Raw genomic sequence first — 26,453 nt, 5'->3', positions numbered from 1 at the left:
GCGCGGAAGACCTACCATTAGAGGTCGAACATATTCATCCCAAATCCCAGGGAGGGAGCGACCGAGTTTCTAACCTAACGCTGGCTTGTCATACTTGCAACCAAGCTAAGGGAAACCGAGATATTCGCGAGTTTCTATCGGGCAAACCGACCGTTCTCAACCGTATTTTGAAACAGGCAAAAGCGCCGTTAAAAGATGCGGCAGCAGTCAACGCAACTCGCTGGAAGCTGTACCAACAGTTGAAAGAAACTGGATTGCCCGTTGAAGTGGGAACGGGCGGACAGACTAAGTTTAATCGGACTCGATTGGGTTTGCCGAAAACTCACTGGATCGATGCGGCTTGCGTCGGGAAATCGACTCCCGATCGATTAGATGTCGCGGTCGAGAAACCTTTGCTCGTTGCAGCCAAAGGTCACGGAGTTCGGCAACGATGTCGTTCCGATAAATACGGTTTTCCGAGAACTCACGCCCCGAAAGCCAAATCTTTTCAAGGTTTCCAAACCGGCGATATAGTCAAGGCGACAATTCCTCAAGGAAAATTCGCCGGAAATTACACGGGGCGGATTGCTATTCGGTTTCGCCCTTCCTTTCGACTGAACGCTGGGGTTAAACCTTTTGACGTTCATCCGAAATATCTGACGACTGTTCAGAAATCAGACGGCTATGAATACAGATTCTCGAAATAAGGATGCCCTGTCGGGCAGTTCGTTTGTTGGCGGGAATTCCCCTCCCGCTAATCCTGTCGGATATAACGGAAGTCCCCTTCCCGCATTTTAGATGGGCAAGAAAAAACAGAAGTTTCCCCATTTGTTGGGGTCGAAATGGACAGCCGTTCGGGAAACCTGGGGCTGGCGGCATTTTCAAGTCGTCAGTCGTAAAAACGAAGGCGATTTTGTCTTTGCAGAACTGATGGCCTCCTGCGACGCACAGGTAAGATTTTGGGTGAACGCGAAAACCCTCAAAAATCCCAGCCAATGGCGTCCTGGCTGGAAATCGCTGCAAGAACAGGAAGAACTGGAAATTCCGCTCGATGTAGAGGTTTTAGAAGAATGGCGGTAGGGCGATCGAAATGTCGTTCGACTCGTCCTTTTTCTCGGTTCGATCGGGTGTATCTCAAAAATATAAATCGATCGGAGGCAAGCTTGAGTCCTCGATTTAGCTGCTGTTGGGTTTCGGCTTCGCTCGAGCCATGAACTGAGCAAAGCCAAAGTTCAACTTACCTCAGACTCATATTTTTACAAAAGTGAGATGTTCCCGTTAGGAATAATAGCGATCGCTCCCTAACTGAAAAACTTGCAACGTTTAAATAGCAGTCATGCGATCGGACGTTCTTTTATGTGAATTTGAGAGAGGAGCGATCGCAAAACCGATCGCTTCCCCCACACAAAATCTGTTACTAAAAGTTAGTTTCCTGCGGTTTGACTGGCAACAGTTTCAGCCAGTTCTTCGGAAGAATTACCGCGAACGGCACGGAACATTCCAAAGCGACAAAGTCCCACACCAAAGGCAAAACGCATTAACAGAAGCGTCGGAACTTCACGTACAGATTTAATAAAACCTGCCACACCAAATTTGAGCCATCCTTGCGGTCGCTCGATACCTTGCCAGATCGAATCGAGCCAAGACGGAAGCGTTTCTTGCGTCCAATCGTCTGTCGTAACCTTGCCGTCTACCAATCCAGTTTCTTCTAACAGTTCGGAAAACCCTTCAATACTGGAAAACTCGGGATGAGACCACTGATCGAGCAGTTGTCGCATGACAATTCGCTCCCAAACGTTAAGTGGTTGTTGGCGATCGTCCCGTTGGTTCCAATCCGCTACAACTAAAATACCACCGGGTTTTAGTACCCGAATTAATTCTTTAGCAAAAGTAGCTTTGTCGGGCATATGAGGCCCCGCTTCGATCGACCATACCACATCAAAACTCGCATCGGGAAACGACAAGGACATGGCGTCGTCTACCTGAAACGTCGCATCGACATCTTCTGGCGTTAATTCTTGGGCGCGTTTGACCTGTTGGGGACTGATAGTCACTCCAGTCACTGAAAAACCGTACTCGCGGGCTAGAATACGACTGCTTCCCCCAATTCCGCATCCGACATCTAACACGGTCGTTCCTTGGGGTAAGTTTTCTAAACCGCCCCAACGCACCATTTCCCGAACGAAATCTGCTTTAGCCTCTAGAAAATCTTTTCGGTGCGGTGGCGAACCGTAATGACCGAGGTGAATGTGTTCGCCCCAGTAAAATTCTAAAATTCCATCTTCTGTCCATTCATCATAGGAATTGGCAACAGAGTCTGAGGATTGGTAGCGGCGAGCAGTGGTAAGATAGAGAATTATGGCGATCGCTAGAATTCCTAGCAAAATTCCTAAAACAAGCCAAACAAACTGCATGGTGATTCTATCCTGACAATATCGATAATTGAGAAGGTCGCACGAAAGCACTTCTTTTTCTAAATTGTATATTATTGTAAAGTATCGTGTTAAAAAAATCTAGTTCTGAATCGAATGATGTTCGATCTCGAATGTTTTGTTTACTTTTAGATTTAAAAATAAAATTTTTTGCTGTTCGTATTTACGAATTTTTAATTTTATTTAAAAACTGCAATTTTAATAATTTTAATTTTTGTCATGTTAGTTTTTTTTTAAGAAATCAAAAAAGCATCGATCGCATAAAACGAGCTTCCGATCGACTTTTTTAAGGTCTCGATCGCGTCTTGACGCCAAGAAAAAACCCCTAGCCCACGAGGAGCTAGGGGCGATCGTCAGGGTGCATCTACCATTCCCAATTACATAACGAGGCGGGAGACATCCGGAGAATTTCAGCCAACCTTCAGCAACAAATCAGAGAAACTGTAGCAACCGAACGAGGGTCTAACGTAGAGCTAAACTGACCGCATCCAAATTAACGATAGGATGAGGATAGACCCTTTCTACCCATCCCGACGAACGCGAGATGCAAATTCTCCTTGTAGATGACGAAGTCGAGCTGACTGTTCCCCTAGCGCGAGCCCTCAAACGAGAAGGGTATACCGTCGATGTAGCGTATGACGGCGAGGGAGGTTTCAAACTCGTGCAAAGCCAGTCCTACGACTTGCTGGTTCTCGACTGGATGTTACCGAAACTCAGTGGTTTAGACTTGTGCCAGCGGTGTCGGGAGCGGGGAGATACGACTCCCGTTTTATTCCTCACCGCCAAGGATACGCTCGACGATCGCGTGTTGGGTCTCGATGCGGGTGCTGACGACTATCTCGTCAAACCCTTCGAGTTGCGAGAACTCCTAGCCCGAGTGCGAGCCTTGTTGCGGCGTTCGTCCCGTTTCGAGACCCCCGAACCGCAGTCTGGACGATTGCGCGCAGAAGATCTCGAACTCGACTGCGACAACCAACTGGCGTATCGTAACGGGCGCACCATCGAACTCTCAGAAAAAGAAACGCGCCTGTTAGCTTATTTCATGCAACACCTCGGACAACTGCTCACCCACCAACAAATTCAACAGCATTTGTGGGGAACGGACGCTCGACCGAGCAGTAACGTATTAGCAGCCTCGATTCGTCTATTACGTCGAAAGGTGTCTGTCTCGGGAGAGGCTCCCCTCGTGCATACCGTGTACGGAAAAGGCTATCGCTTTGGCAACGCGCCAGAGTAGTTGAGAGTCGATAATTCCGGCATCTTAAAGCCTGTTGGGCACCGAGTTAATTGCCGGGAAATACGAGGCACTACTGCGACGGCCGAGATCTACACCCGCAATTTTCCTGACAGGGACTCCGTGGGATACCCGGAAGCGAAATTGCGAAACTTGGCCGACAATTGAGGAGAGAACACCTCGCAACCCAGACCGCTCATGCCCAGACACGCAGAGCCACGCGAAGCTAGTCCCAAAACGGCCGATCCCCTGGCTTCGACTGAAACCTGGCTAAAAGCTATACTCGATCGCACCTTCGACGGTATTTTTGTCCTAGACGTGCGAGAGTCTGTGGCGGGAACGAATTACGTCCTCATCGAAGCGAATCCTGCCCTGAATCAAATGTTGCTGCTCGAGGAAGACGCCGTCGATCGCTCGATCGATATTTTTTTCCCCGAACCTGTGGCGACGGTCACGCAGGAACGATGCGATCGCTGTCGGGACAAACAACAAACTGTTTCCTACGAGGTAACGTGGCAACGGTACGGGCAACCTACCACGCTCCTCGTGTCCCTCTCCCCCATTTTCGACCGACACGGTTGCGTCGGACAAATCGTCGGTTTGTGTCACGATACCAGCGAGCGGCGACGGGTTCTCCAAGAAGCGCGACTGCTGCAAACCATTACCCTAGCAATGGTGGAATCGCGGGATTTCGCCGCCGCCTTGGGCGTCGCGTTACGGAAAATTTGTCAAGTCACCACCTGGGATTACGGTGAAGTCTGGCTTCCTACCCCCGACGGCCAGAGACTCGAAGGTCGTTCGGCGTGGTATAGCAACTCCAACCCCAACAGCGACAACTACCAACAAGACTGGCACTTTCGACAACTCGGACAAGGGCTGACATTCCCCTCCGAAGCGCTATGGTACGGGCAAGTATGGTCCGTCAACAATCCAGACAGTCGTACCGAGACCAGCCTCGATCCCGCCTTAGATCTGCTGCGTGTTGACAGTGCGATCGCCCACGGGTTTTCGGCCGGTTTAGCCATGCCGCTTCTGGTCAAAGGCGAAGTTCTCGGCGTGTTCGTCTTCTTCGTCCGCCAATCCCAGCAAGCCGATCCCCAAAAAATTTCTCTCGTCTCGGCGATTACCGTTCAACTGAGCGTCGTCCTCCATCACAAAAAATACCGAAATATCTTCGAGAACGCAGTTTCGGGCATTTACCAAAAAACGTTAGACGGCCGCTACACCATGGCCAATCCCATGCTGGCCAGTATTTTCGGCTATAGCGACGTCGATGAATTCGTCGAGGCAGCCAACCGACCCAACTTTAAGCTATACGTCAACGACAGCGATCTCGCGACGTTTTTACAGCAAGTTCGCGATCGCCTAGAAGGAAGTAGTCTCGAAACTCAAATCTACCGGCGCGATGGTTCGACGATCTGGATTCGCGAAACGGCTCGCACCGTGGGGGACTGCGAAAAACGCCCGATCGCGATCGAAGGAACGGTCGAAGACATCACCGTCCGCAAACAAGCCGAACTCAAACTTCGTCAGCGAGATGCTTTGTTACAGGGAACCTCCCGCGCCCTGCAAACCCTGATCGCTCGAGGAAACCGCGCGAACGTTATTCCCGAAGCCCTCTCGATTATCGGCGAAACCACTGGCGTCGATCGCATTAGCGTTTACGAATACACCGATACTCAATTCACTCCCCCAACCGTCACCCTCCGTTACGAATGGCACAACGACAACCTAACCTCTCGTCACCATCGCCTGTCTTCTCAAGACGGACGGGGTGACGACGGCGACTTTCCTCTGTTACCCGAGTACTACCAGGTTCTCGACAGTGGACAGCACGTCCATCGGACTCTCAACCAAACTCCCGAACCCGTGCGATCGAGCTTAGCCGCTGAAAACATCGCCGTATTCCTCCTCTTACCCATCGTTATCGAAGACGAACACTGGGGCTATTTGAGTTGGGAATGCGTTCGTTCCCAGTTGTTGGACTCCGACAGCGAAATTTCCATTCTCCAAGCGGTCGCCGCCAGTCTCGGGGGAACCATCCAACACCAACGCACCGCCGAAATCGTCCAGTACCGAGCCTTTCACGACCTGCTGACGGGATTGCCCAACCGCCTGTTGTTCGACGAACACCTCCACACCGCTCTGGCCCGGGCCAAACGCAACGGCGAAAAAGTGGCCGTGTGCTTTCTGGATCTCGATCAGTTCAAAATTATTAACGATACGCTGGGACACGCGATCGGCGACAAGCTGTTACAACAAACCAGTCAACGACTTCGCAGTTGTTTGCGTCAGTTCGACGTGGTGGCTCGTTGGGGAGGCGACGAGTTTATTTTACTGTTGCCGCAAATTCGCCACATTCAAGACGCCGAAAAAATCGCCCATCGATTGCTGAAAGTTCTGGAAAACCCCTTCGAGATCGACGGACACCAGCTTTACGTGAGTACCAGTATCGGTATTGCTTTATATCCGACAGACCACGAGGACGCCGAAACGCTCGTCAAACAGGCTGATATTGCTCTGTATCGCGCCAAAGACGCCGGACGGAACAACTATCAGCTTTATACGCCCTCAATGGAAGCCCAAACTTCAAAACGGCGTTCGGCGATCGAAAGTTTGCGAAAAGCCCTCGAACAAAAGGAGTTGCGGTTGTACTACCAACCCCAGATGACGGCTGAGGGAGCGATCGCCGCCTGGGAAGCTTTGGTACGCTGGCAACATCCGACGCAAGGATTGCTGTTACCGTCGCAGTTTTTACCGATCGCAGAGGAAAACGGCTCGATCGCTGCCATCGGTGAATGGGTTCTCGAAAGGGTGTGTCGTCAAATCCAGAGGTGGAACGCCGCAAACTTGGGAACGGTTAAGATATCGGCGAACCTCTCGACTTACGAGTTGCAAAATCCTAACTTAAGTCGTTGCTTGGAGGAGTTGTTACAACAGACGAGGATCGATCCGAGTCAGCTGGAGTTAGAAATTCCCGAAACGGTCGCCCTTCAGGATACGAAAAGCGTGCGCGAGAGGGTCATGCAGTTTCAGAAAATGGGGATTTCCATCGCACTCGACGATTTTGGAACAGGGTATGCGTCGTTGAGTTCGCTACCGATTTTCCCGATTCAAACCCTGAAAATCCATCAAAACTTCGTTCGCACCCTCGGCGAAGATAGTTATAACGAAGCGGCGATCGCTGCCATCGTTGCCTTGGGAAACGCACTCGATCTCCGCATCGTGGCTGAAGGGGTCGAAACCCAACTTCAATGCGATCGCCTCCGCCATCTCGACTGTCCTCAAATGCAAGGCTATTTCTTCGGTCATCCCATGTCTGCCGAGGAAGCCACGCAACTGATGCTTCGTCGTTAGGATTCGGGTTCGGTCTCAATTTCAACCTCTAAGGTATGGGAACCTCGAAAAAGGGAACATATAGCAACCCTAAATCAATTGTGTAATAAAATTGAGATAAAAAGGGAATCGAAAACGGGGAACGGGGAATCATATTTTTTCTGGAGCCTTAATTTTTGACGACTCATTTGGGACTTCTATAGTATGTCTTCTAAAAAAGTTATTCACTCGGCTACTTTAGTCAAAGTAGCGATCTTAGAACCTATCGATCTAGCTAATGAGAATGCTGAAAGCTTAAAATTCAGAATTGAAATATTTCAGTGGTCACCCAATCGATTTAAATGCAAGCTTTGGCGTGAGGAAACTTATCGTCTAGAACCTACTTTTCAGGCAAAGGAGTCTCTTGGAGATAAGTGGGATGTAAAAACTTATGTTTTAGATGAAGGTTTACCATGGGATGACATCGAAGAAGCAAGTTTAGAAAGTGCCTTTAATGCAATTATTCAAAAAATAGAAGATTTTTTTTCTGTAACAATCGAACGTTCAGATCGATAGATCGGGAGAATGTAGTGAAGATTTCTTGAAACCCAGTTTATCAGAAATGGATGGAGTATCACTTGCGATCGCTCGAGCTTTTTTTAAGAGTTTCGATCTTCATTTAAGTTCAAGCAAAAAGTAGTTTTTGGAGAATTTCAAAAAATTGATTTTGGTTTAAACTCCAACAGCTAAAACTCTTAAAATCTCCTTCTCTATTCTCTATAGTCGAGTCTGTTTTTCAATAATTTTGAATTAATCGAGATGTTCTAAGGTGTCTTCGCCGAACCGCACGTACAAAATATTCGGTTGACAGCAAATCTGACAATCTTCCACGTAAGACTGCTGGTTTCCCGCACTCCAATCCACAAACGTAGTATTCGTTTCGCCGCAATAGGCGCAGACATATTCTGCCGAACTATCCAACGCTATCCCTCCTCATATCCGAATCTCAAACACTGGTTTGCCCCAGTCAGACAAGCCCCTCTATCCCCCCAACCCCCCTCTTCTTTGGGGGGCTAAGGGGGGATGTGGTGAAGCCTTCCTGAAACCTAGCTTATCGGAAAAGGATTATCATCCCCTCATCTCCTCGCATTCCCGTTTCGTGACCTCGTGGCGATAGCGAAACATATCTCGCAAACGATCTTCAACGAACCATCCCATCAACGTCTCAGAAATCGGAGATCCCGGCATTTGATAAGCGATCGCATCGGTTAACCGAGTTTTGCCGTCTTCCTCGGCGAATTGGTGGCGGTGCGTCCACGATTCCATCGGTCCTTCAGCTTGTACGTCCGTAAACAGGCGATATCGATCGAATTCAGTATGGCGGGCTACCCAACGCACGGGAATCGGGCCGAGATAAATGTTGAATTCGCTAATCGCCCCGATCTCGAGTCCTCCTTCGCGGCGAACGACTTCTACAGGTTGCCACGGAGGAGTCAGGAGTTGCAGGACATCTTGACGTTCGTGGAAGTTCCAAACCACGTCGACGGGGGCATCAATGAGACTGCTGTAGCTAAAGTGAAGCATAAACGGGTGTGTGGGGAATCAGTGCGATCGCGTCTTTGAAAACTACAGTAGCGCGATCGAGCCCTCGGCCGGCGATCGCGTGAAAACCGATCGCTGCCTCCTATCGTACTGCTACAAAATCCCGCTACCCTACATTAAAGACCCAATTGCGTATAAAGGATAGTTTCGATGACCGATACCACCCCCACGTCCTACGATATCGAACGGGCAGTTCTCGATCGCTACCAAGCTGGAGCGCAACAGGTTGAGGCGAGTTTGTGTTGTCCCACGGAATACGACACTCAGTATTTGGATATTTTGCCCGAAGAAATTCTCGAAAAAGATTACGGATGTGGCGATCCCTCTCGTTACGTCAATCCGAGCGAAACTGTCGTGGATTTGGGATCGGGGGCGGGAAAAATTTGCTATGTTCTCTCGCAAAAAGTCGGCGCAACAGGTCGTGTTATCGGTGTGGATTTCAACGACACCATGTTGGCGCTGGCTCGGAAATATCAAACGGAAATTTCCAATGAAATTGGATATCAAAATGTCGATTTTGTCAAGGGTAAAATTCAAGATTTAGCCTTAAATTTAGACAAACTTCAAACTTGGCTCGACGCGCATCCGGTCAAAACGCTCGAGGATTTAGCCGCCTTAGAATCCGAGCGCGATCGCCTGCGACGAGAAGATCCTGCAATTCCCGATAACAGTGTCGATGTCGTCGTCTCAAACTGCGTCTTGAACTTGGTTCGTCCCCAAGACAAACAGCAGTTATTTCAAGAAATTTTCCGCGTTTTAAAACGGGGCGGACGTGCCGTAATTTCGGATATTGTCTGCGACGAAACACCCACAAAAAAAATTCTCGACAACCCAGAACTGTGGAGCGGCTGCATTTCTGGAGCTTTCCGAGAAGATGGATTTTTAGAAATGTTTGAAGACGCGGGATTTTACGGTGTCGAAATTTTGTCTCGTCAAGAAGAACCTTGGCAAGTTATCGATGGGATTGAGTTTCGATCGATGACCGTTCGCGCCTACAAAGGAAAAGACGGTGAGTGTTGGGAACGCAATCGAGCAGTGGTGTACAAAGGACCTTGGAAACAAGTCCTCGACGACGACGGCCACGTTTACCATCGCGGTCAGCGGATGGCGGTTTGCGATAAAACCTTCCAAATTTTAACCGATTCCAAAAGTCCTTATCGAAACGATGTGATTCCCATTTTACCCCATCAAGAAATTCCCTTAGACAAGGCGAAAAAATTCGACTGCAAGCGATCGCGCGTTCGCAGTCCCCAAGAAACCAAAGGTGCAAACTATCGAGAAACCCACACCAACGACGCGCCAGTTTGTGGTGACGGCGCAGGATGTTGTTAAGCCTCTAACTTTAGGCGATCGGTAAGATCGAAAAATCTATATACAATAATAGATAACAAGTCTCTTGCCGATTTCTCCTCACACAGAATTCACGATGAACGCTTTTCTTCGCGAGATTCCCAAAGCCGAACTGCACCTTCATCTCGAAGGAACCCTAGAACCAGAATTAATGTTTGCGATCGCCCAGCGAAACGGAATTTCACTACCCTTTGCATCGATCGAAGCCGCGAAAAACGCCTATCAATTTACAGACTTACAGTCGTTTCTCGATATTTACTACGCGGGTACGAACGCTTTGCAGACCGAACGCGACTTTTACGAGTTGACAAAGGCGTATTTAGAAAAAGCAGTTCGTCAAAACCTGCGTCACGTCGAGATTTTTTTCGACCCGCAAACCCACACCGATCGCGGAATCGAATTTAAAACGGTTTTGAACGGGATCGATCGCGCCTTAACCGACGCGAAAACCGAATTTGGCATTTCATCGAACTTAATTCTCTGTTTCCTGCGCCATCTCAGTGCAGATGCGGCAATGGAGACCCTCGAACAAGCAATTTCTTATCGCGATAAAATCGTGGCAGTCGGGTTAGATTCCTCCGAACTCGGACATCCTCCCAAAAAATTTAAAACCGTATTCGATCGCGCCCGTCGCGAAGGTTTCCTAACCGTTGCTCACGCTGGAGAAGAAGGTCCATCGGAATATATTTGGCAGGCTTTGGATTTACTAAAAGTGTCTCGAATCGACCACGGCGTCCGCTGTCTCGAAGACGAAAAATTGGTCTATCGCCTGCGTCGCGATCGAATTCCCCTAACCGTTTGTCCCCTCTCCAACATCAAATTACGCGTGTTTGAATCTATCGAACAGCACAACTTAAAACAACTGCTCGATCGCGGCTTGTGCGTCACCGTTAACTCCGACGATCCCGCCTATTTCGGCGGTTACGTCCTTGAAAACTTCGAGGCAGTCCAAACCAGATTAAACCTCAGCCGCGCGGACATCGTACAGTTGGCAAAAAACTCCTTTATAGCATCGTTTTTACCCGACGATATCCAACAAACCTATCTCGAGGAAATCGACGCTTTTGTGGCTTCAGTATCCGAAATCGCATAGCGATCGCGTAACCTCGACTTCTCGCCAGAATTGCACAAAATTACCCGACCCGAAAACCACAGTCAAAAATCGCTTTATGGTACAGACGCCGACATCTAAAACCGTTGCCATTACCCCGTTCGATCTCCAACTCGATCGCCCCCTCACCAAACAGAAAATTACCGTATTGCAAATCAACCTCGGGAAAAAGTGCAACCTCGCCTGTACCCACTGTCACGTCGAAGCGGGGCCTAACCGAACCGAAGAACTCACCGAAGAAGTTTGCAACCAGTTAATCGAAGCCATTCGTCGCTTTCCCCAAATCGAAACCGTCGATTTAACCGGAGGTGCGCCAGAAACGAACTTCGGCTTCAAACCCCTTGTCGAAGCCGCCAGAAATGCCGGAAAAGAAGTTATCGTGCGATCGAACCTCACCATTTTCTTCGTTCCCGGCTACGAAGACTTACCCGAATACTTCACCAAACACCGAGTTCGCGTCGTCGCCTCCCTCCCCTGCTACCTCGCCGAAAACGTCGATAAAATGCGCGGAAGCGGCGTCTTCAACAGTTCGATTCGCGCCTTACAACAGTTGAACGAACTGGGATACGGTCGAAATTCCGAGTTGAAATTGGATTTAGTCTACAACCCGCCGATTCCCACCTCAGAAGATAAATTTTCCCTTCCTCCCGCACAAGCCGGACTCGAAAAAGCTTACAAACAGCATCTCAGCCAGCACTTCGGAATCGACTTCGATCGCTTACTGACAATTACCAACCTTCCCATCGGACGCACCAAACAGTTTTTACAGCGTCAAAACCTCGATCGCCCCTATACCCGATTCCTCGAGGAGAACTTCAACCCCGACACCGTAGACGGGTTGATGTGTCGCAACCAGCTTTCAGTAGACTATCGCGGAAACCTCTACGACTGCGACTTCAACCAAATGGAAGAGGTTTCCGCCGTTGACGGAAACGGCGAACCCCTAACGATCGCCAAATTGCTCGATCGCGGAAGCCTCGATGCGATCGAAACCGTCCAAACCGAATCCTACTGTTACGGATGTACCGCTGGCTGTGGTTCGAGTTGCGGCGGCGCGTTATCAGTGAAGAGGGAACAGGGAACAGGGAATAGGGAACAGGGGTAGGGTGCGTGTTTATCAGTGTAGAGTGCAGAGGGCAGAGTGTAGAGTGGGACTTCTAACTCTTCACTCTACACTCTTAACTCTTCCCTGAAAGAGGCGCACCGCCAATGTACACCGCCAACTGACAATGTGGGTGACGTCGGACTAACTTTGCATCTCCCCGTCTCCCCCTCTCCCCCTCTCCACAATTACCAAAAATTTGGGTCTAAAGCCTCGCCCCCTTCGACTTAGCTCAGGGCAAGCCTTCGACTTAGCTCAGGGCAAGCCTTGCAGGGCGAATTTGCTATGATGTCAGAAAACTGGAACGGTATTTAACCAGTCTAAAAACCGAGCCTCTAATCGAGGCATCCGAAGCTTGAAAACTAGAGTTAGCGGGTTCTGTTCGGGAAAGCTCGAACAGGTAAAAGCTCTAAGCAACACGGACATCTCACGGTGGCGAAATCGGTTCGCCACCCCTGTCCTCAAGTACAGAGAGTCAATTTTTCAGTAGATTATCAGGTACGGTAGGGCATACCGAAACCTCCTCTGTAATGGGGAAAACGTCTGGGGAGATAAACCCCTCTGGTACTTATTGGCAACAATGGGTAGTAAGGGTTGTCGCCGAACCAGAAATCTAGAACCGTGAGGTCTGGAGAATCCCCACGCCTTCAGGCTGGGGAGTATGTCAAGGTATCATCGGTCTGTCGTATACAGAGAAGAGGAAGAATGGGAGGACTTGGTGCCGCCTTTGGCAGAACCTTTCGCAAAGAAAGCGTTCTCTCGATTTACGAACAACACCGACCCCAGATGAAAACCGGAGATGTCATCGCCTTTTCCGGCAACACCGGCTTTTCTGACTTAATCAAATGGGGAACCGGTTCGATGTACTCTCACGTCGGTATTGTCTTGAGACTGGGATTGAGTGGAGGGTTCGGAGAAAGCGTCATGGTGGTCGAATCCACCACGGAAATTTCACATCACGAAGCCTCCGTCAGCGAAATTATCAAAGGCGTCCAACTCAACTGGCTCTCCAAACGCGCCCTTCTCTACGACGGTTCCGTCTGGTGGGTTCCCCTCAAAAACCCCTTACCGCCAGAAGGCCAAACTCAAACCGAAGCCTGGTTACGAGAAACCCACAACCAGCGCGTCCCTTACGATTTCGTTCAAGTCATGGGGTCGGGAATCGACCTGTTCGATCGCCTCGGCTTGAGCAATCAAGAAGACTTCTCGCGGCTGTTCTGTTCCGAACTCGTTACCAAAGCCCTCAAAATCGCAGGCGTTCTCGACGACGACCTCAACGCCTCCGAACAAACCCCCGCCGACGTGGTGAACTTCACCTGCTTAGACCGACCCGTTCTCATCAAATCCAACTCCGGCCCGGCCGAATAACCCCCGCAGGTGGGAAAACCCGCCCTTTCGTTTCTGTGCCGTACCAAATCAAAATGGTACGATGAACGTAAATTAACATTCGTCCTTAACATTAACCTTCAGACGCAACGCCCACTCGTGGGAGTTGAGGCGTGCGGTTGCAGACGGTTCGACACACGCTTTCTCTATCTGGCTATGCTTAAACGACTGCTCGGCGATCCCAACACCCGCAAGCTCAAAAAACTCCAACCCCTCGTTACGAAAGTCCAACTCTTTGAGGAAGAGATGCAGCCGCTTTCGGACGAAGATCTGGCGGGGAAAACGTCTCAGTTCAAGCAACAACTCGAGAAAGCGACATCCGACGACGAACTCAACGAGCTGCTCGAGGAAATTTTACCCGAAGCCTTCGCAGTGGTTCGGGAAGCCTCCCGGCGCGTCTTGGGAATGCGTCACTTCGACGTACAGGTTCTCGGAGGTGTCGTCCTGCACCAAGGGGAAATTGCCGAAATGAAAACCGGGGAAGGTAAAACCCTGGTGGCAACCCTTCCGTCCTATCTCAACGCCCTCTCAGGGCGAGGCGTTCACGTCGTCACCGTCAACGACTATCTAGCCCGCCGCGACGCCGAATGGATGGGACAAGTCCATCGCTTCCTGGGGCTGTCGGTGGGACTGATCCAGCAGGGAATGCCCCCCGACGAACGCCGTCGTAACTACGCCTGCGACATTACCTATTGCACCAACTCCGAACTGGGATTCGACTACCTGCGGGACAATATGGCTACTTCGATGGAAGAGGTCGTGCAGCGTCCCTTTAACTACTGCGTCATCGACGAAGTGGATTCGGTACTCGTTGACGAAGCCCGCACTCCATTGATTATCTCGGGTCAAGTGGAACGTCCGAGCGAAAAATACCGCCGCGCCGCTGAAGTCGCCGCGAAACTGCTTCGGGGAACGGAAGAAGACCCGAAAGATTACGAAGTGGACGAAAAAGCCCGTAACGTCCTGCTCTCAGACGAAGGGTTCGCTCGAGCCGAAGAGTTGCTCGGCGTCAGCGATTTGTACGATCCCGACGATCCCTGGGCGCACTACGTTTTCAACGCTGTCAAAGCTAAAGAACTCTTTATTAAAGATGTCAACTACATCGTGCGAGATGGCGATGTGGTCATCGTAGACGAGTTTACGGGACGGGTGATGCCGGGACGCCGTTGGAGCGACGGCTTACACCAGGCGATCGAAGCTAAGGAAGGACTCGACATCCAGCCGGAAACCCAAACCCTGGCGACGATTACCTATCAAAACTTCTTCTTGCTGTACCCGAAACTGGCGGGGATGACGGGAACGGCGAAAACGGAAGAATCGGAATTCGAGAAGATTTACAACCTCCGCGTCACGGTGGTTCCCACGAACCGCCCCCTCCGTCGGCAAGACTTGTCAGACGTGGTTTACAAAACCGAACCGGCCAAGTGGAAAGCCGTCGCTCAAGAATGCGCGGAAATGCACGAAAAAGGCCGTCCGGTACTGGTGGGAACGACGAGCGTGGAAAAATCGGAGGTGCTGTCGCGCCTGCTGAGTCAGTTGAACGTTCCCCACAACCTGCTTAACGCGAAACCGGAAAATGTGGAACGGGAAGCGGAAATCGTCGCCCAAGCCGGACGCAAAGGCACGGTGACGATCGCCACCAACATGGCAGGACGCGGAACGGACATTATTCTCGGCGGGAACGCGGACTATATGGCGCGGTTGAAACTGCGGGAATACTTCATGCCTCGCTTGGCGCGTCCAGACGAAGAAGGAAGTTTCGCCTCCCGCAAGGTTCCCGGTAGCAAAGGCCGCAGCAAAGCTAAAGGCTTCGACACCGCTACGAAACCGAAAACCTGGAAAGCGTCCTCACAAATCTTCCCGGTGGAGTTGACCCCGGAGTTGGAACAGCAACTCAAGGAAATGGTCGATTTCGCGGTGAAAGAGTACGGCGATCGTAGTTTGCCGGAGTTGGAAGCTGAAGAACGCATCGCGACGGCGGCGGAAAAAGCCCCGGTGGAAGACCCGGTGGTGCAAAAACTGCGGGAGGTGTACAACCAGCTTTTACACCACTACGAAGCCCATACTTCTGAGGAACATAACGAGGTGGTGGAACTCGGGGGACTCCACGTCATTGGAACGGAACGTCACGAGTCTCGTCGGGTGGACAACCAGCTTCGCGGACGGGCCGGACGCCAAGGAGACCCCGGTTCGACGCGATTCTTCCTCAGTTTGGAAGATAACCTGTTGCGGATTTTCGGCGGCGATCGCGTGGCGGGATTGATGAACGCCTTCCGCGTCGAGGAAGATATGCCGATTGAGTCGGGAATGCTGACGCGATCGCTCGAAGGAGCGCAAAAGAAAGTCGAAACCTACTACTACGACATTCGGAAACAGGTGTTCGAGTACGACGAGGTGATGAACAACCAACGTCGCGCCATCTACGCCGAACGCCGCCGGGTGCTGGAAGGACAGGATTTGAAAGAGCGGGTCATCGAATACGCGGAAATGACGATGGACGATATCGTCAATGCGTACATTAACCCGGAACTGCCTACGGAAGAATGGAACCTCGACAAACTCATCGATAAAGTCAAGCAGTTCGTTTACTTACTCGACGAACTCGAACCCAGCCAGTTGGAAGACATGGCAGTCGAAGAAATTAAAATCTTCCTCCACGAACAGGTTCGCATTGCTTACGACATCAAAGAGGCGCAAGTGGAACGCATTCAGCCGGGGTTAATGCGCCAGGCGGAACGCTTCTTCATTCTGCAACGGATCGATACGCTTTGGCGGGAACACTTGCAGCAAATGGACGCGCTGCGGGAGTCGGTGAGTTTGCGCGGTTACGGGCAAAAAGACCCCCTCATCGAGTATAAGAGCGAAGGATACGAGTTGTTCTTGGAAATGACGATCGACATTCGCCGCGATGTGGTGTACTCGCTGTTCCAATTCCAACCCCAGGTACAGCAGTCGGTGGAAACGCCCTCGACTACGGCGTAGGGAAACGCTCGAAACCTTGTATCAGATCCCCGGTATCTCGGAGATGCCGGGGATCTATAGCAATCCTAAATGGTTTGCGGAAACAGATCGGCTGAAAACCCCATACCGTAACGATCTATCCTGAAAACAAGCCGCAAACGAAGTCGCACTTCGATCGATCCTCAGTGGTGCAAAAAACTTTTCGAGATCGGGGATTGACAAAACACATAAAATATGTATTTAGACTCGAGCCAAATCCCCGGCAGCAATTTACCGATCTGGGATTTTGTGGCAAACCCTTTAATACGGCGATATCTTTTCTAACAAGAGTTTCAGGACTTTTCTGCACCACTAAGGCGATCGATCTCCTTGCTCAACCAAGTCCCCAAAGCCACTAAGCCCAAATCCGTTGTAACTTTAGCATAAACCTCGGTAAAACCTCTTCTCCCGACAACATACTTGGATTCTCCAAAACTTCCACTGCTTGACCCGCACGGTAAATCTCTACCTGCTTGTTTTGCGGGTCAATTAACCAGCCTAACTGTGCGCCATTATCCATATACTCTTGCATCTTGGCACGCAGTTCTTTAAGACTATCTGTCTTGGATCTCAATTCAATTACAAAATCAGGACATAGAGGAATAAAGCCTTCTCGCTGCTCCAACGTCAACGCTTCCCATCGTTCTCTTAGTACCCACGATGCATCCGGAGAGCGATTCGCACCATTGGGTAACTCGAAGCCGGTTGATGAATCGAAGTATTCTCCAAGCATCTCGTTGGCTTCGCACCAAACACCAAGTTGAGTGATGATTTTCGCATTTCGCTTGCCAGATTCTCCACCTGTAGGTGGGTTCACAATGAGTTCTCCTATTGCGGTACGTTCGAGGTTCAGCTCGCGATTCGCAGCAGCCAGGGCAGCAAACTGCTCTCGCGTTACCTGAAGAGCCAGTTCACTAGGCAGATGAAGTAAGAGCAGTTTGGGTGGATGAGGAGCTTGTACCATTAGAATTTACCTCATGCTGCTGAATCGAACTTCTATATTAAGTGCGATCGGTTGGTAGATTGAGTCTCACTTTGTGAAACTCAACAATCATGTCCTCAGTATCAGGGCTAGTCGAATAGCCTTGAAGAGCGGTACAAATATTGTTGCTCAACTCAGTACCATTACCTTCAATGGAGCTAGAAACGACATCACACAAACCCTCTTGTATCCCGATTCCTGACAGGGTGTTGGAGGGATTTCAACCAAAATTCTCTCTGGCCTGCATTATTTACGAGGGGTCTGAAAAAATCTTCCAAAGCCTTACACAGCAGTCAATCTGGTAATTGAAGCAAAAAACAGTCTATGTTTCAAGATGCCCTCACCGTAAGGATTCTGAGGCTTGGCGAATCATCCAGACTCGGGTATTGTTCGTGAGGAATTTCTACTTCTATTGTATGCAGCGTTTCGCGATCGCTTGCCCTAAAAATGCTGAAATCCCCCCTGCATCGTCAAGGGTTCTCGCGATTCCCCCTGCACCAGCCAAGCCCCGTCTCCTGTAACGATTTGCCCCACTACCGACGCGCCGGGAAAAACTTCAACAAACCGCTGGGCGTGGGAAGCAGACAAACACAACACTAACTCGAAATCTTCGCCGCCGTAGAGCGTCCACTGTCGCGCCGTCTCTGGCGACACCATCGCGGCGACATCTGGCGAAACGGGCAGAGATTCCGCCCACAACTGCGCCGAAACGCCACTTTCTCGGGCAATTTGCACCACGGCGTCGGCTAACCCGTCGCTGCTGTCCATTCCAGCGACGCGAGGCTCGTTTTCGGCGGTTTTCCACAATACTGAAACCGCGTCGAATCGGGGAATCGGGCGTTGGTGGGCGCGAAGGAGGCGATCGCACTGTTCTGACGATAACGGATGTTCGGTATCCGGTTCCAACAACAACGCCAACCCCGCCCGAGACGCCCCGTGAACGCCAGTCACGACGATCGCATCTCCCGGTTTCGCCTGACTGCGACGCACGACGAACTCCGGTTCGACATTTCCGAAAGCGGTAATCGAGATAGATTTCACGGGAGATTGACAGACATCGCCGCCGACGATCGCACTCTCGAAGCGATCGAGACAGGCTTTCATACCCCGATACAGCCCTTCAACCCAGTCTACAGGCGTATCTCCCGGCATAGCCAAACTCACAGTAATTCCGATAGGAAACGCTCCCATCGACGCCAAATCCGACAGGTTCGCCGCCACCGCCCGCCATCCAGCGTCTTCAGCGGAGGTGGTGCGATCGCTAAAATGGACGCCATCGACGAGGGTATCGGTGGTAACGACGAGACGACGAGACGCCGGAAACGACAAAACCGCCGCATCGTCGCCGACGAGTCCCGTCGGACAAAACTGATGCAGTCGTTCGAGCAATCCCCGTTCGCCGATATTTCCAACTCGCATGAAGTCGCTAGACGAGTTGTGCTTCGGCGGTTCTAGCTTCAATGGGGCTGAGGGGGTGGGGGTAATGGCGCACGTCGTCGATGTGGTTGTCTTCGCCCACGATTACGACTTTCGGCTGGTGGTGTTGCAGTTCTTCGCGCGAAAACTGCGCGTAAGCCATAATAATGACGCGATCGCCCTTCGTTCCCAACCGGGCGGCTGCGCCGTTGAGTTCTACGATACCCGAATTCGGCGGAGCGGAAATGGCGTAACTGACGAGTCGCGCTCCGTTGGTGACGTTCACGATATGCACCTGTTCGTAGGGGAGGATTCCCGCTGCGTCGAGTAACGCTCGATCGATACCGATGCTACCCATGTAGTCTAAATTCGCGCCGGTTAAGGTGCAGTTGTGAAGTTTGGCGTAAAGGAGCGATCGCTGCATAATTCTCGAAGAATGGCTGAAGTACAAGACCTCAAGGAACAAAAAGTGAACTTGGAAAGACTCGAGGAGATAGAATCGAACAGTCGAACCGGGCAGATCGATCCTTCTCTTAGTTTGATTTTAGCGAGAAACCCGGCATCTCCACGATACCGGGTGGCTGGCTTACGTTAATGTTACTTGTAAGCTTTCACGCATTCTTCAACCAAGGGCGCGACAGCATCCACGTCTTTCCAGCCCAGGATTTCCGTCACTTTCTTTTCGAGGTTTTTGTAAGTGCGGAAAAACTCGGCCACTTCGTCGAGGCGGTGTTGTTCGACGTTTTCGAGGGATTTGTATTCGGCGTAACGGGGATCTTCGGCGGGAACGCACAGGAGTTTTTCGTCGCGATCGCCGCCGTCGATCATTTCTAACATCCCAATGGGACGAGCGGAAATGACGCAGCCAGGAAACGTCGGCTGGTCCATCATCACCAAGCCGTCGAGGGGATCGCCGTCGTCAGCCAGGGTGTTGGGGATAAAACCGTAGTCGAAGGGATAGTGAACCGACGCAAACAAGACGCGATCGAGCGCAAAGCAACCGAGGTCTTTGTCGAATTCGTATTTGTTTTTACTTCCGGCGGGAATTTCGATTAAAACGTTGACTAAACCCGGTTTGGGTTGTGCGGGAATGCGCGATAAATCCACAAGCGTTTCTCCAGTTCCTGTTGACGATACAAAACGTGCTTTAAACACGACAGTTCGACCGTCCGAGCGAACTCAGACGGTCGCCGTCTGACGAACTCATTTTACAACTCGACTGGCGCACCCCACGTTCCAGCTTGGGTCGGACTTACGCGATCGAACGTCGATTTCACTAAATGTAGGGGGCGGTGGGTATTGCTCAAGCTACATTTAGCGTGAATGCTTCGGGAATTGATGCGATCGCACTGCATTAGGGGGCGCGATCGAATCTCGGATCGAGTAATCCTCCCGAACGACTTCCCAGCCGAGACATTGGATAAATCTGACGTGGGGAATCGACCGTTCCCGCTGAGTAGAGCAAGATGACTAAAAGGGGTAGTGTTAATGTCAGCAGCGCGATCGCGGTTCCCACCAGTTGGGAGAAGCCGCGAGGGAGTGGCTGCTGTGACCTGCCAGACTGACTACCAGATTCCATATAAGACGAGTGTAGTTTTCAAACTCGATCGCAAGGGGACACGGAAACGACGCAATCGCAACAGCGATCGAAACTCGAACCGGATGAGGCTTCTCGAAACAAGAGTGCTTTTGAGATCTATCTTAGAAAGCATCGACCGGATTAACTGTCGCTCAGCCAACACTCTCAACAAAAGTCAAGCTTCGATCGTACTCTGTAACGTACGGCGACGCCCTGTTTGAAGAAGGAATCAGCCGCACCGATAGAGATTTCAGACACGTCGCCACCCGAACGAGTTCAGTCGTTGGAATCGAGGAAATCGGGAATCACCCATTTGGGCGGTTCTGCCATTTTCTTTCGCAGGGCGGCTTCAGCAATATCATGCATTCTATCGATCGAGGTTTCGCCGATAAACTTGGCGGCGTTTTGAGCGTACTCGCGATTCGGGCAGCGATCGCCCAAAACACATCCGTTGACGCACGCTTCCGCACAGTTTATGTTGGTCTCCATTTTGGTCGCTTGTTAAGGCTTTAGTTTTATGTTTCTAGTATAGCATTTTATTTTAAGATCGAGGGCAAATTTCGATGCGATCGTCGTCACACTGAAGCGGCATGAAGTGCGATCGTTTTATTGAGTAATTACTTTATTAATAACCTCTTAAACTTTGGATAATTTTGAAGTTTGAATTTACACAAAATATTTTTCTATGAAACCACGCCCCCAAGCCAATTTATTTGAGTGTATCTCAATTGTGTAACAAAATTGAGACAAAAAGAGAACGGAGAACGGGGAATCAGATTTTTTCTGGTGTTTTAATTTTTGACGACTCATTTGGGACTGCTATATGAGTCTGGAGTAGGTTGGGTGGAGCGAAGCCGAAACCCAACAACAGATCGATTCAGTGCAGAGACTCCGATTTGATAAATTTACATTTTTGAAATTCACCTATTTAGGGCTTGCTGAATAACTCCAAAAAACAGGGTATGGACAGTTGACAAGAAATGGAACAGAGTTAAGCATAAGCTATTTTTTTGGTATAAAATAGCTTGATATAACTCATCCTAATAATTTGGAACACAAAATCAGAGTTTTGGGAAATTTGACACAAAAAAAGACAGTAAAACTGCCTCAGCAGCTTCACCAAATTCATCACTAAAAATGTGAGGGAGATTGAGGTTTCTGATGTTTGAGCCAGTTTAGTCATGACTCGCCCCAAACCAAATCTCCGTTTTCCTTGTCCAAATTTACCCTCAATTTCGTTCCGAACTCTCTCATCTTCTCGTTCTTGTCTTTTCTGTTCTTTGCTCACCTTTTTAGGCGGTCTTCCCAAAGGCGGACCACTCAAACGAATTCCTCGTTCTTTACACCAAGCTCGATTAGCTCGGGTTCGATAAATTCGATCGGCGTGAACCGATTTTGGGTAATGTCCCGTCAGTTCTTTATACTCCTCTACTTGCATTTTCAAGTCGCCAGTTTCGTTATAGTTGTCCCAACTGATTCGCTCCACAAACACATATCCATCCCAACAACTCACCGAGATTTTGGCTCCGAATTCTGTATTGGCTCTCGCTTTTCCTCTCACGATCGGACGCACATGAGGTTGACTGAGACTGACAATCCGATCGTCAATCCGCTCGGTTTGATTTTCGAGCATCCATTGCTGCTGACGGTAGATTTCTACTCCGACCAATAATCTTCTGTATTGCCTGTGGCTTAAGCATTCCAGGCTCACCCCTGTTTCAATTAGCTTCTCAATATATTCCAAATTTCTTTTCACATACTTCAGTTGTTTCTTCACTGCATTGATTCGTTCTTTTCTCGATTTCTTCTTCCTTTTAGAAAATTTTAGATACTCTTTACGGGCTTGTTTTCGATAAGTTCTCGGTCTTTTCTCTCCTTTTACCTTCTGTTGTTCGTGCATCTTATCGACGATCCTTTCTGTATCTTTTCTGACTGAATTTAACAGATCGAAATCCGTGGGATATTTAATATCCGCTGGTGCCACCGTTGCATCGATTAAGAGTTTTCCTTTATTATTTTGACCGTCTTCTCTTTCTCCGGCTTCTCCGAGCTTTTTTTCGGTGGCTTCCTTCCCAAATCCTTGGGCTTTTTTGACCATTGATTTATTGATTCTACCCAGAAACTCTTCCCCAATTCTCTGACGGAAGTGAACCATCATTGAGGGGTCGAATGGGGCTTCACTACTGTAACTCTTCTGACCGATAAAATACTGCAAATACGGGTTCTCTCGGATCTGCTCTACGGTTTCTCGATCGCTAATTCCCAATTTTTCTTTGATAATTAATGCGCCGAGCGCCATCCGAAATGGTTTCGCTGGCGCTCCCATTTCCTCGGAAAAAATCTGGGCGTATTCTTCCTCAAATTCTGTCCAGGGAATGAGTTTTGCCAGAATGACCCAACGATTTTCTCCACACAACTTTTCCTCAGAGGAAAGCTCAAAGGCTTCTTCGGGCGTGTCGGGATTTTGTGATTTTCGATACATTTTCTCTGACTGGATGCACGATAATTTTCAATTTTACCTCTTTTTCGGGCTCTTGACGTCACATCTAGACTCCTCTAAGCCCTACGCCGTAAGCTTTTCACTTCTTTTCAGCAAGCCCTATTTATTTCTCGATTTTTAATGAAATTTAAGCACCACGGAGACACAGAAAAAACAGGAAATTGGAGATGGGAAATCCAGGAAAAACGAGCAGACATCCACAGATGGATGGCTCTTCGGAGTTTAGGGTGACAGAAAAACTAACTTCACGAGATTTCAAGGGTTTTGGCTCTCGAATCTTCAATTTTTTGTATCATGCTATACATTTATAACCACAAACTCCGAAGACCCAGATGGATTTACGAGGTGGGATATTGTAAAAACTTGACGATCGGGAGTTATACAGTTGTTGGTCGAACAACCGAGTTTCTCGTTCTAAACCCGACACTACAATAACGGAATTTCATGATTGTTACCGGGTTTCGGCGTGAGTCCTAACGCTGCTAAAATCGAAAATATAAAACTCGCGACTGTCAGAAAAAGCCGCGAGTTTCAGCTCGATCGAACTTCGTATGAGTTGTCTAAAAATCGCGAACTCCGATTTTAGAAAAAGATGTTCGATCGAGTAAATTACAATCCTCTTAAAATTGAGGTTAATTTTCGTTCTCAATTCCCAAACAAATCAAATTTTAACGTTAAACTTCACGGAAGGAAATCAAACAAAACAGACCGTTTTAAGACGGGAATACTTTAAACAAAATCGAGTTGATAATGCTCAAAGCGATCGAACCCAGGAGCGCACTCCAAATCCCCCAGCGTAAGCGGAATCCAGTAACGAACCACGCCGCCAAACCAAACACGATCGCGTTGATAATGACAATGAACAAGCCGAGGGTCAAAACGACGAACGGAAACCCCAACACCAACAAAACAGGTTTGATGAGGGCGTTCAAAATCCCGAAAACCGCAGCCGAAACTAAAACCTTATTCAAGCTGTCGATTTCCACCCCTAGAGGGAGCTTGGAAATGATAAAGAAGCTCAGGGACATGATAAGCCAGGTGACAATCAGCCCCACGATGTCGATTTGCATAGCTGTGTATCTCCCAAAACGGAGTCAGTACACTACACATTAAAGCGAAATAACATCACATCGCCTTCCTGCACAACATAATCTTTACCTTCACTGCGAAGCAAACCCTTCTCCTTCGCCGCCGTCATCGACCCCACACTCACCAAATCCTCAAATCCGATGGTTTCCGCACGAATAAAGCCCCGCTCGAAATCCGTGTGAATCACCCCAGCCGCTTGCGGTGCAGTCATTCCGGCGTGAATCGTCCAAGCGCGAGTTTCCTTCGGTCCCGTGGTCAAATAGGTTCGAAGTCCCAACAAATCGTAAGTGGCGCGAATCAGAGATTGCAGCCCCCCTTCGCTAACTCCCAAGGATTCGAGAAAATCCCCTCGTTCCTCCTCGGGAAGTTCGATCAGTTCCGATTCCACCTGCGCCGAAACCACCACTACCTGGGCGTTTTCCTCCTTAGCCACCTCGCGAACCCGGTCTACCCACTGATTCCCTTGCGCCAAATCGTCTTCCGAGACGTTCGTGGCGTAAATAATCGGTTTGCGCGTCAGCAGTCCCAAGGGTTTGATGGCGAGGTCTTCCTCCTCCGTCAACTCCACCAAACGAGCTGATTTCCCTTCGTTGAGAACCGCCGCCACTTTTTCCAAGGCGTCGAGTTCCAGTTTCGCATCTTTATTATTGCGAGCTTGCTTGCGGGTGCGCTCCATGCGGCGTTCGACTTGCGCCAAATCCGCCAAGCCTAACTCTAAGTTAATCACTTCAATGTCCCGCACCGGGTCGATCGATCCCGAAACGTGAACGATATCGTCGTTCTCAAAACAGCGAACCACATGAACAATCGCGTCCACTTCTCGAATATTGGCGAGAAACTGGTTTCCCAACCCTTCCCCCTGACTGGCACCTTTGACCAATCCGGCGATATCGACAAATTCCATGCGGGTGGGGACGATTTGCTCCGACTCCGAAATTTTCGCTAAAACGTTCAAACGTTCGTCGGGAACCGCGACGACACCGACGTTTGGCTCGATAGTACAAAAGGGAAAGTTTGCCGCTTGCGCCTTGGCGTTGGCGACGAGAGCGTTGAAGAGAGTAGATTTTCCGACGTTCGGCAGTCCGACAATTCCGGCTCTGAGCATACTGGGGGTTCGATGAGGCTTGCTTGCTTGAGTCTTGTTTGCTCTGCTAGTTTAACTTGAGATTGAAGGTTGAGGATACCCGATCGCTCGATCGCCGCCATCCCGTTCGCGAAACCCGTTTACCCAAACCTATTCATGTCTGCCCCCCTCTGGCCTTACGTCACGCCGGGAATTCCCGACGAACTCTTCGAGCGTCTGCCGGGAATTCCCCTCAGCAAACGGGAGGTTCGGCTCGTTTTGCTGTCGCAACTGCGCTTAAAAGTCGATTCGATTCTCTGGGATATCGGTGCCGGAACGGGAACGATTCCCGTCGAAAGCGGGTTACTCTGTCGCCAGGGTCGCATTTTAGCCGTCGAACGAGACGAAGACGTGGCGAACCTCATTCGCCGCAATTGCGATCGCTTCGGGTTACAGAACGTCGAAGTCATCGAAGGAAACGCCCCCGAATGTTTGGCTCGACTGTCACAGCCCCCGACTCACGCTTGTATTGAAGGGGGACGCCAGATGAAAGATATCTTGCAGGCGGTGTGGGACGCGATGGAAGCTGGGGGACGCATCGTCGCCACAGCCGCCAATCTCGAAAGTCTCTACACGATTTCTGAATGTTTCGCTCAACTCCAGCTTCGCAACATCGAAGTCGTCCAATCTGCCGTCAACCGACTCGAAAAACGGGGAACTCACCAAATTCTCGCCGCCGTCAATCCGATTTTCGTACTCAGCGGCGAGAAGATGGAGTGAGGGTCAAGACAGTCACCAGTCGCCAGTCACCAGTGAACGGGGAACGGGGAACAGGCAACAGTGAAGACAGCAAACAGATAACTGTTTTTCCCCCTCTCCCCTTCTCCCCTTCTCCCCCTCTCCCTATCTCCCCCTCTCCCTATCTCCCCTTCTCCCCCTCTCCCTATCTCCCCCTCTCCCCTTCTCCCCCGCTCCCCTACTACAAGCGCGATCGCAACTTTGCAAAACGTGCGACAATAGATGGATCGGGGCAATTTTTTTCTTAACTTGTGAGGGGTTCACCGGAGCAATAAGTCCCGTGCTGCACCGAAGGCTTCGGCTGTGAGCGGCTTAGCCGAACGGTCAGCGTCGGGATGCTTCGACAAGCTCAGCAACAGCTTCGACAAGCTCAGCAACAACTTCGACAAGCTCAGCAACAACATGGACTCCCCGCGTCAATTGAGGGGTACTCTGCGAGAAGCCGCTTCGCGTCTACGATGCCCCGAAAATTGACCCATCACACAAATTTATCGGAATTATGTTATAGTGGCAAA

At 50.0% G+C, this 26,453-nt stretch carries 24 protein-coding genes; 11 read left to right on the top strand and 13 right to left on the bottom strand.

Annotated elements, in window-relative coordinates:
* Together GEI7105_RS31060 and GEI7105_RS0117355 are read left to right on the top strand one after the other, a co-directional pair.
* Positions 1-686, top strand: a 686-nt coding sequence (locus GEI7105_RS31060; protein WP_017661702.1) for an HNH endonuclease, incomplete at its 5' end; no start/stop codon positions are given.
* A gap of 91 nt (positions 687-777) precedes the next feature.
* Positions 778-1,059, top strand: coding sequence for a TIGR02450 family Trp-rich protein (locus GEI7105_RS0117355; RefSeq protein ID WP_017661701.1), 282 nt, complete (start codon positions 778-780; stop codon positions 1,057-1,059).
* A 344-nt stretch (positions 1,060-1,403) separates the two neighbouring features.
* On the opposite strand, the gene GEI7105_RS0117350 is transcribed toward GEI7105_RS0117355, so the two are convergent.
* Complete coding sequence (locus tag GEI7105_RS0117350; protein WP_017661700.1) at positions 1,404-2,393, bottom strand: methyltransferase domain-containing protein; 990 nt, start codon at positions 2,391-2,393, stop codon at positions 1,404-1,406.
* A gap of 562 nt (positions 2,394-2,955) precedes the next feature.
* Between GEI7105_RS0117350 and rppA the strand changes: the two genes are divergently transcribed.
* The 3 genes from rppA (at position 2,956) to GEI7105_RS0117330 (ending at position 7,536) form a co-directional block, all read left to right on the top strand.
* Entirely contained in the window at positions 2,956-3,648 is a 693-nt protein-coding gene (rppA, locus tag GEI7105_RS0117340) for a two-component system response regulator RppA (RefSeq protein ID WP_017661698.1), read from the top strand.
* A 195-nt stretch (positions 3,649-3,843) separates the two neighbouring features.
* On the top strand, positions 3,844-7,002 hold the full coding sequence (locus GEI7105_RS31055) for an EAL domain-containing protein (RefSeq protein ID WP_017661697.1): 3,159 nt from the start codon (positions 3,844-3,846) through the stop codon (positions 7,000-7,002).
* A 183-nt stretch (positions 7,003-7,185) separates the two neighbouring features.
* Positions 7,186-7,536, top strand: coding sequence for a hypothetical protein (locus GEI7105_RS0117330; RefSeq protein ID WP_017661696.1), 351 nt, complete (start codon positions 7,186-7,188; stop codon positions 7,534-7,536).
* Between the two features lie 234 nt (positions 7,537-7,770).
* On the opposite strand, the gene GEI7105_RS35135 is transcribed toward GEI7105_RS0117330, so the two are convergent.
* Both GEI7105_RS35135 and GEI7105_RS0117320 read right to left on the bottom strand, forming a co-directional pair.
* Complete coding sequence (locus GEI7105_RS35135; RefSeq protein ID WP_017661695.1) at positions 7,771-7,941, bottom strand: CPXCG motif-containing cysteine-rich protein; 171 nt, start codon at positions 7,939-7,941, stop codon at positions 7,771-7,773.
* Positions 7,942-8,088: 147 nt separating this feature from the next.
* Positions 8,089-8,544 (bottom strand): SRPBCC family protein, encoded by a 456-nt coding sequence (locus GEI7105_RS0117320; RefSeq protein WP_017661694.1) that lies wholly within the window; start codon positions 8,542-8,544, stop codon positions 8,089-8,091.
* A gap of 168 nt (positions 8,545-8,712) precedes the next feature.
* Here GEI7105_RS0117320 and GEI7105_RS0117310 point away from each other — a divergent pair, with 168 nt between their 5' ends.
* The 5 genes from GEI7105_RS0117310 (at position 8,713) to secA (ending at position 16,493) form a co-directional block, all read left to right on the top strand.
* Positions 8,713-9,894 (top strand): DUF8838 domain-containing protein, encoded by a 1,182-nt coding sequence (locus tag GEI7105_RS0117310; protein ID WP_017661692.1) that lies wholly within the window; start codon positions 8,713-8,715, stop codon positions 9,892-9,894.
* Positions 9,895-9,988: 94 nt separating this feature from the next.
* The gene (locus GEI7105_RS0117305; protein WP_026097743.1) at positions 9,989-11,005 is read left to right on the top strand and encodes an adenosine deaminase; all 1,017 of its coding nucleotides are present in this window, start codon (positions 9,989-9,991) and stop codon (positions 11,003-11,005) included.
* Positions 11,006-11,081: 76 nt separating this feature from the next.
* Positions 11,082-12,128 carry an arsenosugar biosynthesis radical SAM (seleno)protein ArsS gene (arsS, locus tag GEI7105_RS0117300; RefSeq protein ID WP_017661690.1) on the top strand — a complete coding sequence of 349 codons (1,047 nt, stop codon included), beginning with the start codon at positions 11,082-11,084 and terminating at the stop codon, positions 12,126-12,128.
* Between the two features lie 702 nt (positions 12,129-12,830).
* Positions 12,831-13,493: a C40 family peptidase gene (locus GEI7105_RS31050; protein WP_017661689.1), complete on the top strand. Its 663-nt coding sequence runs from the start codon at positions 12,831-12,833 to the stop codon at positions 13,491-13,493.
* A 174-nt stretch (positions 13,494-13,667) separates the two neighbouring features.
* Positions 13,668-16,493 (top strand): preprotein translocase subunit SecA, encoded by a 2,826-nt coding sequence (secA, locus tag GEI7105_RS0117290; RefSeq protein ID WP_017661688.1) that lies wholly within the window; start codon positions 13,668-13,670, stop codon positions 16,491-16,493.
* A gap of 373 nt (positions 16,494-16,866) precedes the next feature.
* Here the strand turns inward: secA and GEI7105_RS0117285 are convergent, their stop codons facing one another.
* From GEI7105_RS0117285 to ychF, 9 genes are all read right to left on the bottom strand, one after another.
* Positions 16,867-17,475, bottom strand: a complete 609-nt coding sequence (locus GEI7105_RS0117285; protein ID WP_017661687.1) for a Uma2 family endonuclease — start codon at positions 17,473-17,475, stop codon at positions 16,867-16,869.
* A gap of 459 nt (positions 17,476-17,934) precedes the next feature.
* Positions 17,935-18,912 (bottom strand): thiamine-phosphate kinase, encoded by a 978-nt coding sequence (gene thiL / locus GEI7105_RS0117280; protein ID WP_017661686.1) that lies wholly within the window; start codon positions 18,910-18,912, stop codon positions 17,935-17,937.
* A 7-nt stretch (positions 18,913-18,919) separates the two neighbouring features.
* Positions 18,920-19,333 carry an aspartate 1-decarboxylase gene (gene panD, locus GEI7105_RS0117275; RefSeq protein WP_017661685.1) on the bottom strand — a complete coding sequence of 138 codons (414 nt, stop codon included), beginning with the start codon at positions 19,331-19,333 and terminating at the stop codon, positions 18,920-18,922.
* Between the two features lie 173 nt (positions 19,334-19,506).
* On the bottom strand, positions 19,507-20,016 hold the full coding sequence (locus tag GEI7105_RS0117265; RefSeq protein WP_017661683.1) for an inorganic diphosphatase: 510 nt from the start codon (positions 20,014-20,016) through the stop codon (positions 19,507-19,509).
* Positions 20,017-20,263: 247 nt separating this feature from the next.
* The gene (locus GEI7105_RS31045) at positions 20,264-20,488 is read right to left on the bottom strand and encodes a TLTLP motif-containing protein (RefSeq protein WP_017661681.1); all 225 of its coding nucleotides are present in this window, start codon (positions 20,486-20,488) and stop codon (positions 20,264-20,266) included.
* Positions 20,489-20,764: 276 nt separating this feature from the next.
* A complete protein-coding gene (locus tag GEI7105_RS0117250) occupies positions 20,765-20,977 on the bottom strand; it encodes a hypothetical protein (RefSeq protein ID WP_017661680.1) in 213 nt (70 codons plus the stop codon).
* A 502-nt stretch (positions 20,978-21,479) separates the two neighbouring features.
* Positions 21,480-22,970: an IS5 family transposase gene (locus GEI7105_RS0117245; RefSeq protein WP_017659491.1), complete on the bottom strand. Its 1,491-nt coding sequence runs from the start codon at positions 22,968-22,970 to the stop codon at positions 21,480-21,482.
* Between the two features lie 731 nt (positions 22,971-23,701).
* Complete coding sequence (locus tag GEI7105_RS0117235) at positions 23,702-24,058, bottom strand: phage holin family protein (RefSeq protein ID WP_017661678.1); 357 nt, start codon at positions 24,056-24,058, stop codon at positions 23,702-23,704.
* A gap of 32 nt (positions 24,059-24,090) precedes the next feature.
* Positions 24,091-25,182 carry a redox-regulated ATPase YchF gene (gene ychF, locus GEI7105_RS0117230; protein ID WP_017661677.1) on the bottom strand — a complete coding sequence of 364 codons (1,092 nt, stop codon included), beginning with the start codon at positions 25,180-25,182 and terminating at the stop codon, positions 24,091-24,093.
* A gap of 135 nt (positions 25,183-25,317) precedes the next feature.
* Here ychF and cbiT point away from each other — a divergent pair, with 135 nt between their 5' ends.
* The gene (gene cbiT, locus GEI7105_RS0117225; RefSeq protein ID WP_017661676.1) at positions 25,318-25,920 is read left to right on the top strand and encodes a precorrin-6Y C5,15-methyltransferase subunit CbiT; all 603 of its coding nucleotides are present in this window, start codon (positions 25,318-25,320) and stop codon (positions 25,918-25,920) included.
* A 278-nt stretch (positions 25,921-26,198) separates the two neighbouring features.
* Here cbiT and GEI7105_RS38595 read toward each other — a convergent pair whose 3' ends face one another.
* On the bottom strand, positions 26,199-26,342 hold the full coding sequence (locus GEI7105_RS38595) for a hypothetical protein (RefSeq protein WP_017661675.1): 144 nt from the start codon (positions 26,340-26,342) through the stop codon (positions 26,199-26,201).
* Positions 26,343-26,453: the final 111 nt, after the last annotated feature.

Source organism: Baaleninema simplex PCC 7105, assembly GCF_000332355.1.
GTDB lineage: Bacteria > Cyanobacteriota > Cyanobacteriia > Cyanobacteriales > Geitlerinemataceae > Baaleninema > Baaleninema simplex.
This window is presented reverse-complemented; position numbering and strand designations above follow the sequence as displayed.

Bases quoted from the DNA above. Each gene is read 5' to 3' on its own strand.
- GEI7105_RS0117250 (WP_017661680.1), bottom strand. From the start codon at position 20,977: ATGGAGACCAACATAAACTGTGCGGAAGCGTGCGTCAACGGATGTGTT.
- arsS (WP_017661690.1), top strand. From the start codon at position 11,082: ATGGTACAGACGCCGACATCTAAAACCGTTGCCATTACCCCGTTCGAT.
- GEI7105_RS0117330 (WP_017661696.1), top strand. From the start codon at position 7,186: ATGTCTTCTAAAAAAGTTATTCACTCGGCTACTTTAGTCAAAGTAGCG.
- GEI7105_RS0117245 (WP_017659491.1), bottom strand. From the start codon at position 22,970: ATGTATCGAAAATCACAAAATCCCGACACGCCCGAAGAAGCCTTTGAG.
- rppA (WP_017661698.1), top strand. From the start codon at position 2,956: ATGCAAATTCTCCTTGTAGATGACGAAGTCGAGCTGACTGTTCCCCTA.
- GEI7105_RS31055 (WP_017661697.1), top strand. From the start codon at position 3,844: ATGCCCAGACACGCAGAGCCACGCGAAGCTAGTCCCAAAACGGCCGAT.
- GEI7105_RS0117320 (WP_017661694.1), bottom strand. From the start codon at position 8,544: ATGCTTCACTTTAGCTACAGCAGTCTCATTGATGCCCCCGTCGACGTG.
- panD (WP_017661685.1), bottom strand. From the start codon at position 19,333: ATGCAGCGATCGCTCCTTTACGCCAAACTTCACAACTGCACCTTAACC.
- GEI7105_RS38595 (WP_017661675.1), bottom strand. From the start codon at position 26,342: ATGTTGTTGCTGAGCTTGTCGAAGTTGTTGCTGAGCTTGTCGAAGCTG.
- GEI7105_RS0117310 (WP_017661692.1), top strand. From the start codon at position 8,713: ATGACCGATACCACCCCCACGTCCTACGATATCGAACGGGCAGTTCTC.
- thiL (WP_017661686.1), bottom strand. From the start codon at position 18,912: ATGCGAGTTGGAAATATCGGCGAACGGGGATTGCTCGAACGACTGCAT.
- GEI7105_RS0117355 (WP_017661701.1), top strand. From the start codon at position 778: ATGGGCAAGAAAAAACAGAAGTTTCCCCATTTGTTGGGGTCGAAATGG.
- GEI7105_RS0117305 (WP_026097743.1), top strand. From the start codon at position 9,989: ATGAACGCTTTTCTTCGCGAGATTCCCAAAGCCGAACTGCACCTTCAT.
- GEI7105_RS0117235 (WP_017661678.1), bottom strand. From the start codon at position 24,058: ATGCAAATCGACATCGTGGGGCTGATTGTCACCTGGCTTATCATGTCC.
- ychF (WP_017661677.1), bottom strand. From the start codon at position 25,182: ATGCTCAGAGCCGGAATTGTCGGACTGCCGAACGTCGGAAAATCTACT.
- GEI7105_RS31045 (WP_017661681.1), bottom strand. From the start codon at position 20,488: ATGGAATCTGGTAGTCAGTCTGGCAGGTCACAGCAGCCACTCCCTCGC.
- GEI7105_RS0117285 (WP_017661687.1), bottom strand. From the start codon at position 17,475: ATGGTACAAGCTCCTCATCCACCCAAACTGCTCTTACTTCATCTGCCT.
- secA (WP_017661688.1), top strand. From the start codon at position 13,668: ATGCTTAAACGACTGCTCGGCGATCCCAACACCCGCAAGCTCAAAAAA.
- GEI7105_RS31050 (WP_017661689.1), top strand. From the start codon at position 12,831: ATGGGAGGACTTGGTGCCGCCTTTGGCAGAACCTTTCGCAAAGAAAGC.
- GEI7105_RS0117350 (WP_017661700.1), bottom strand. From the start codon at position 2,393: ATGCAGTTTGTTTGGCTTGTTTTAGGAATTTTGCTAGGAATTCTAGCG.
- cbiT (WP_017661676.1), top strand. From the start codon at position 25,318: ATGTCTGCCCCCCTCTGGCCTTACGTCACGCCGGGAATTCCCGACGAA.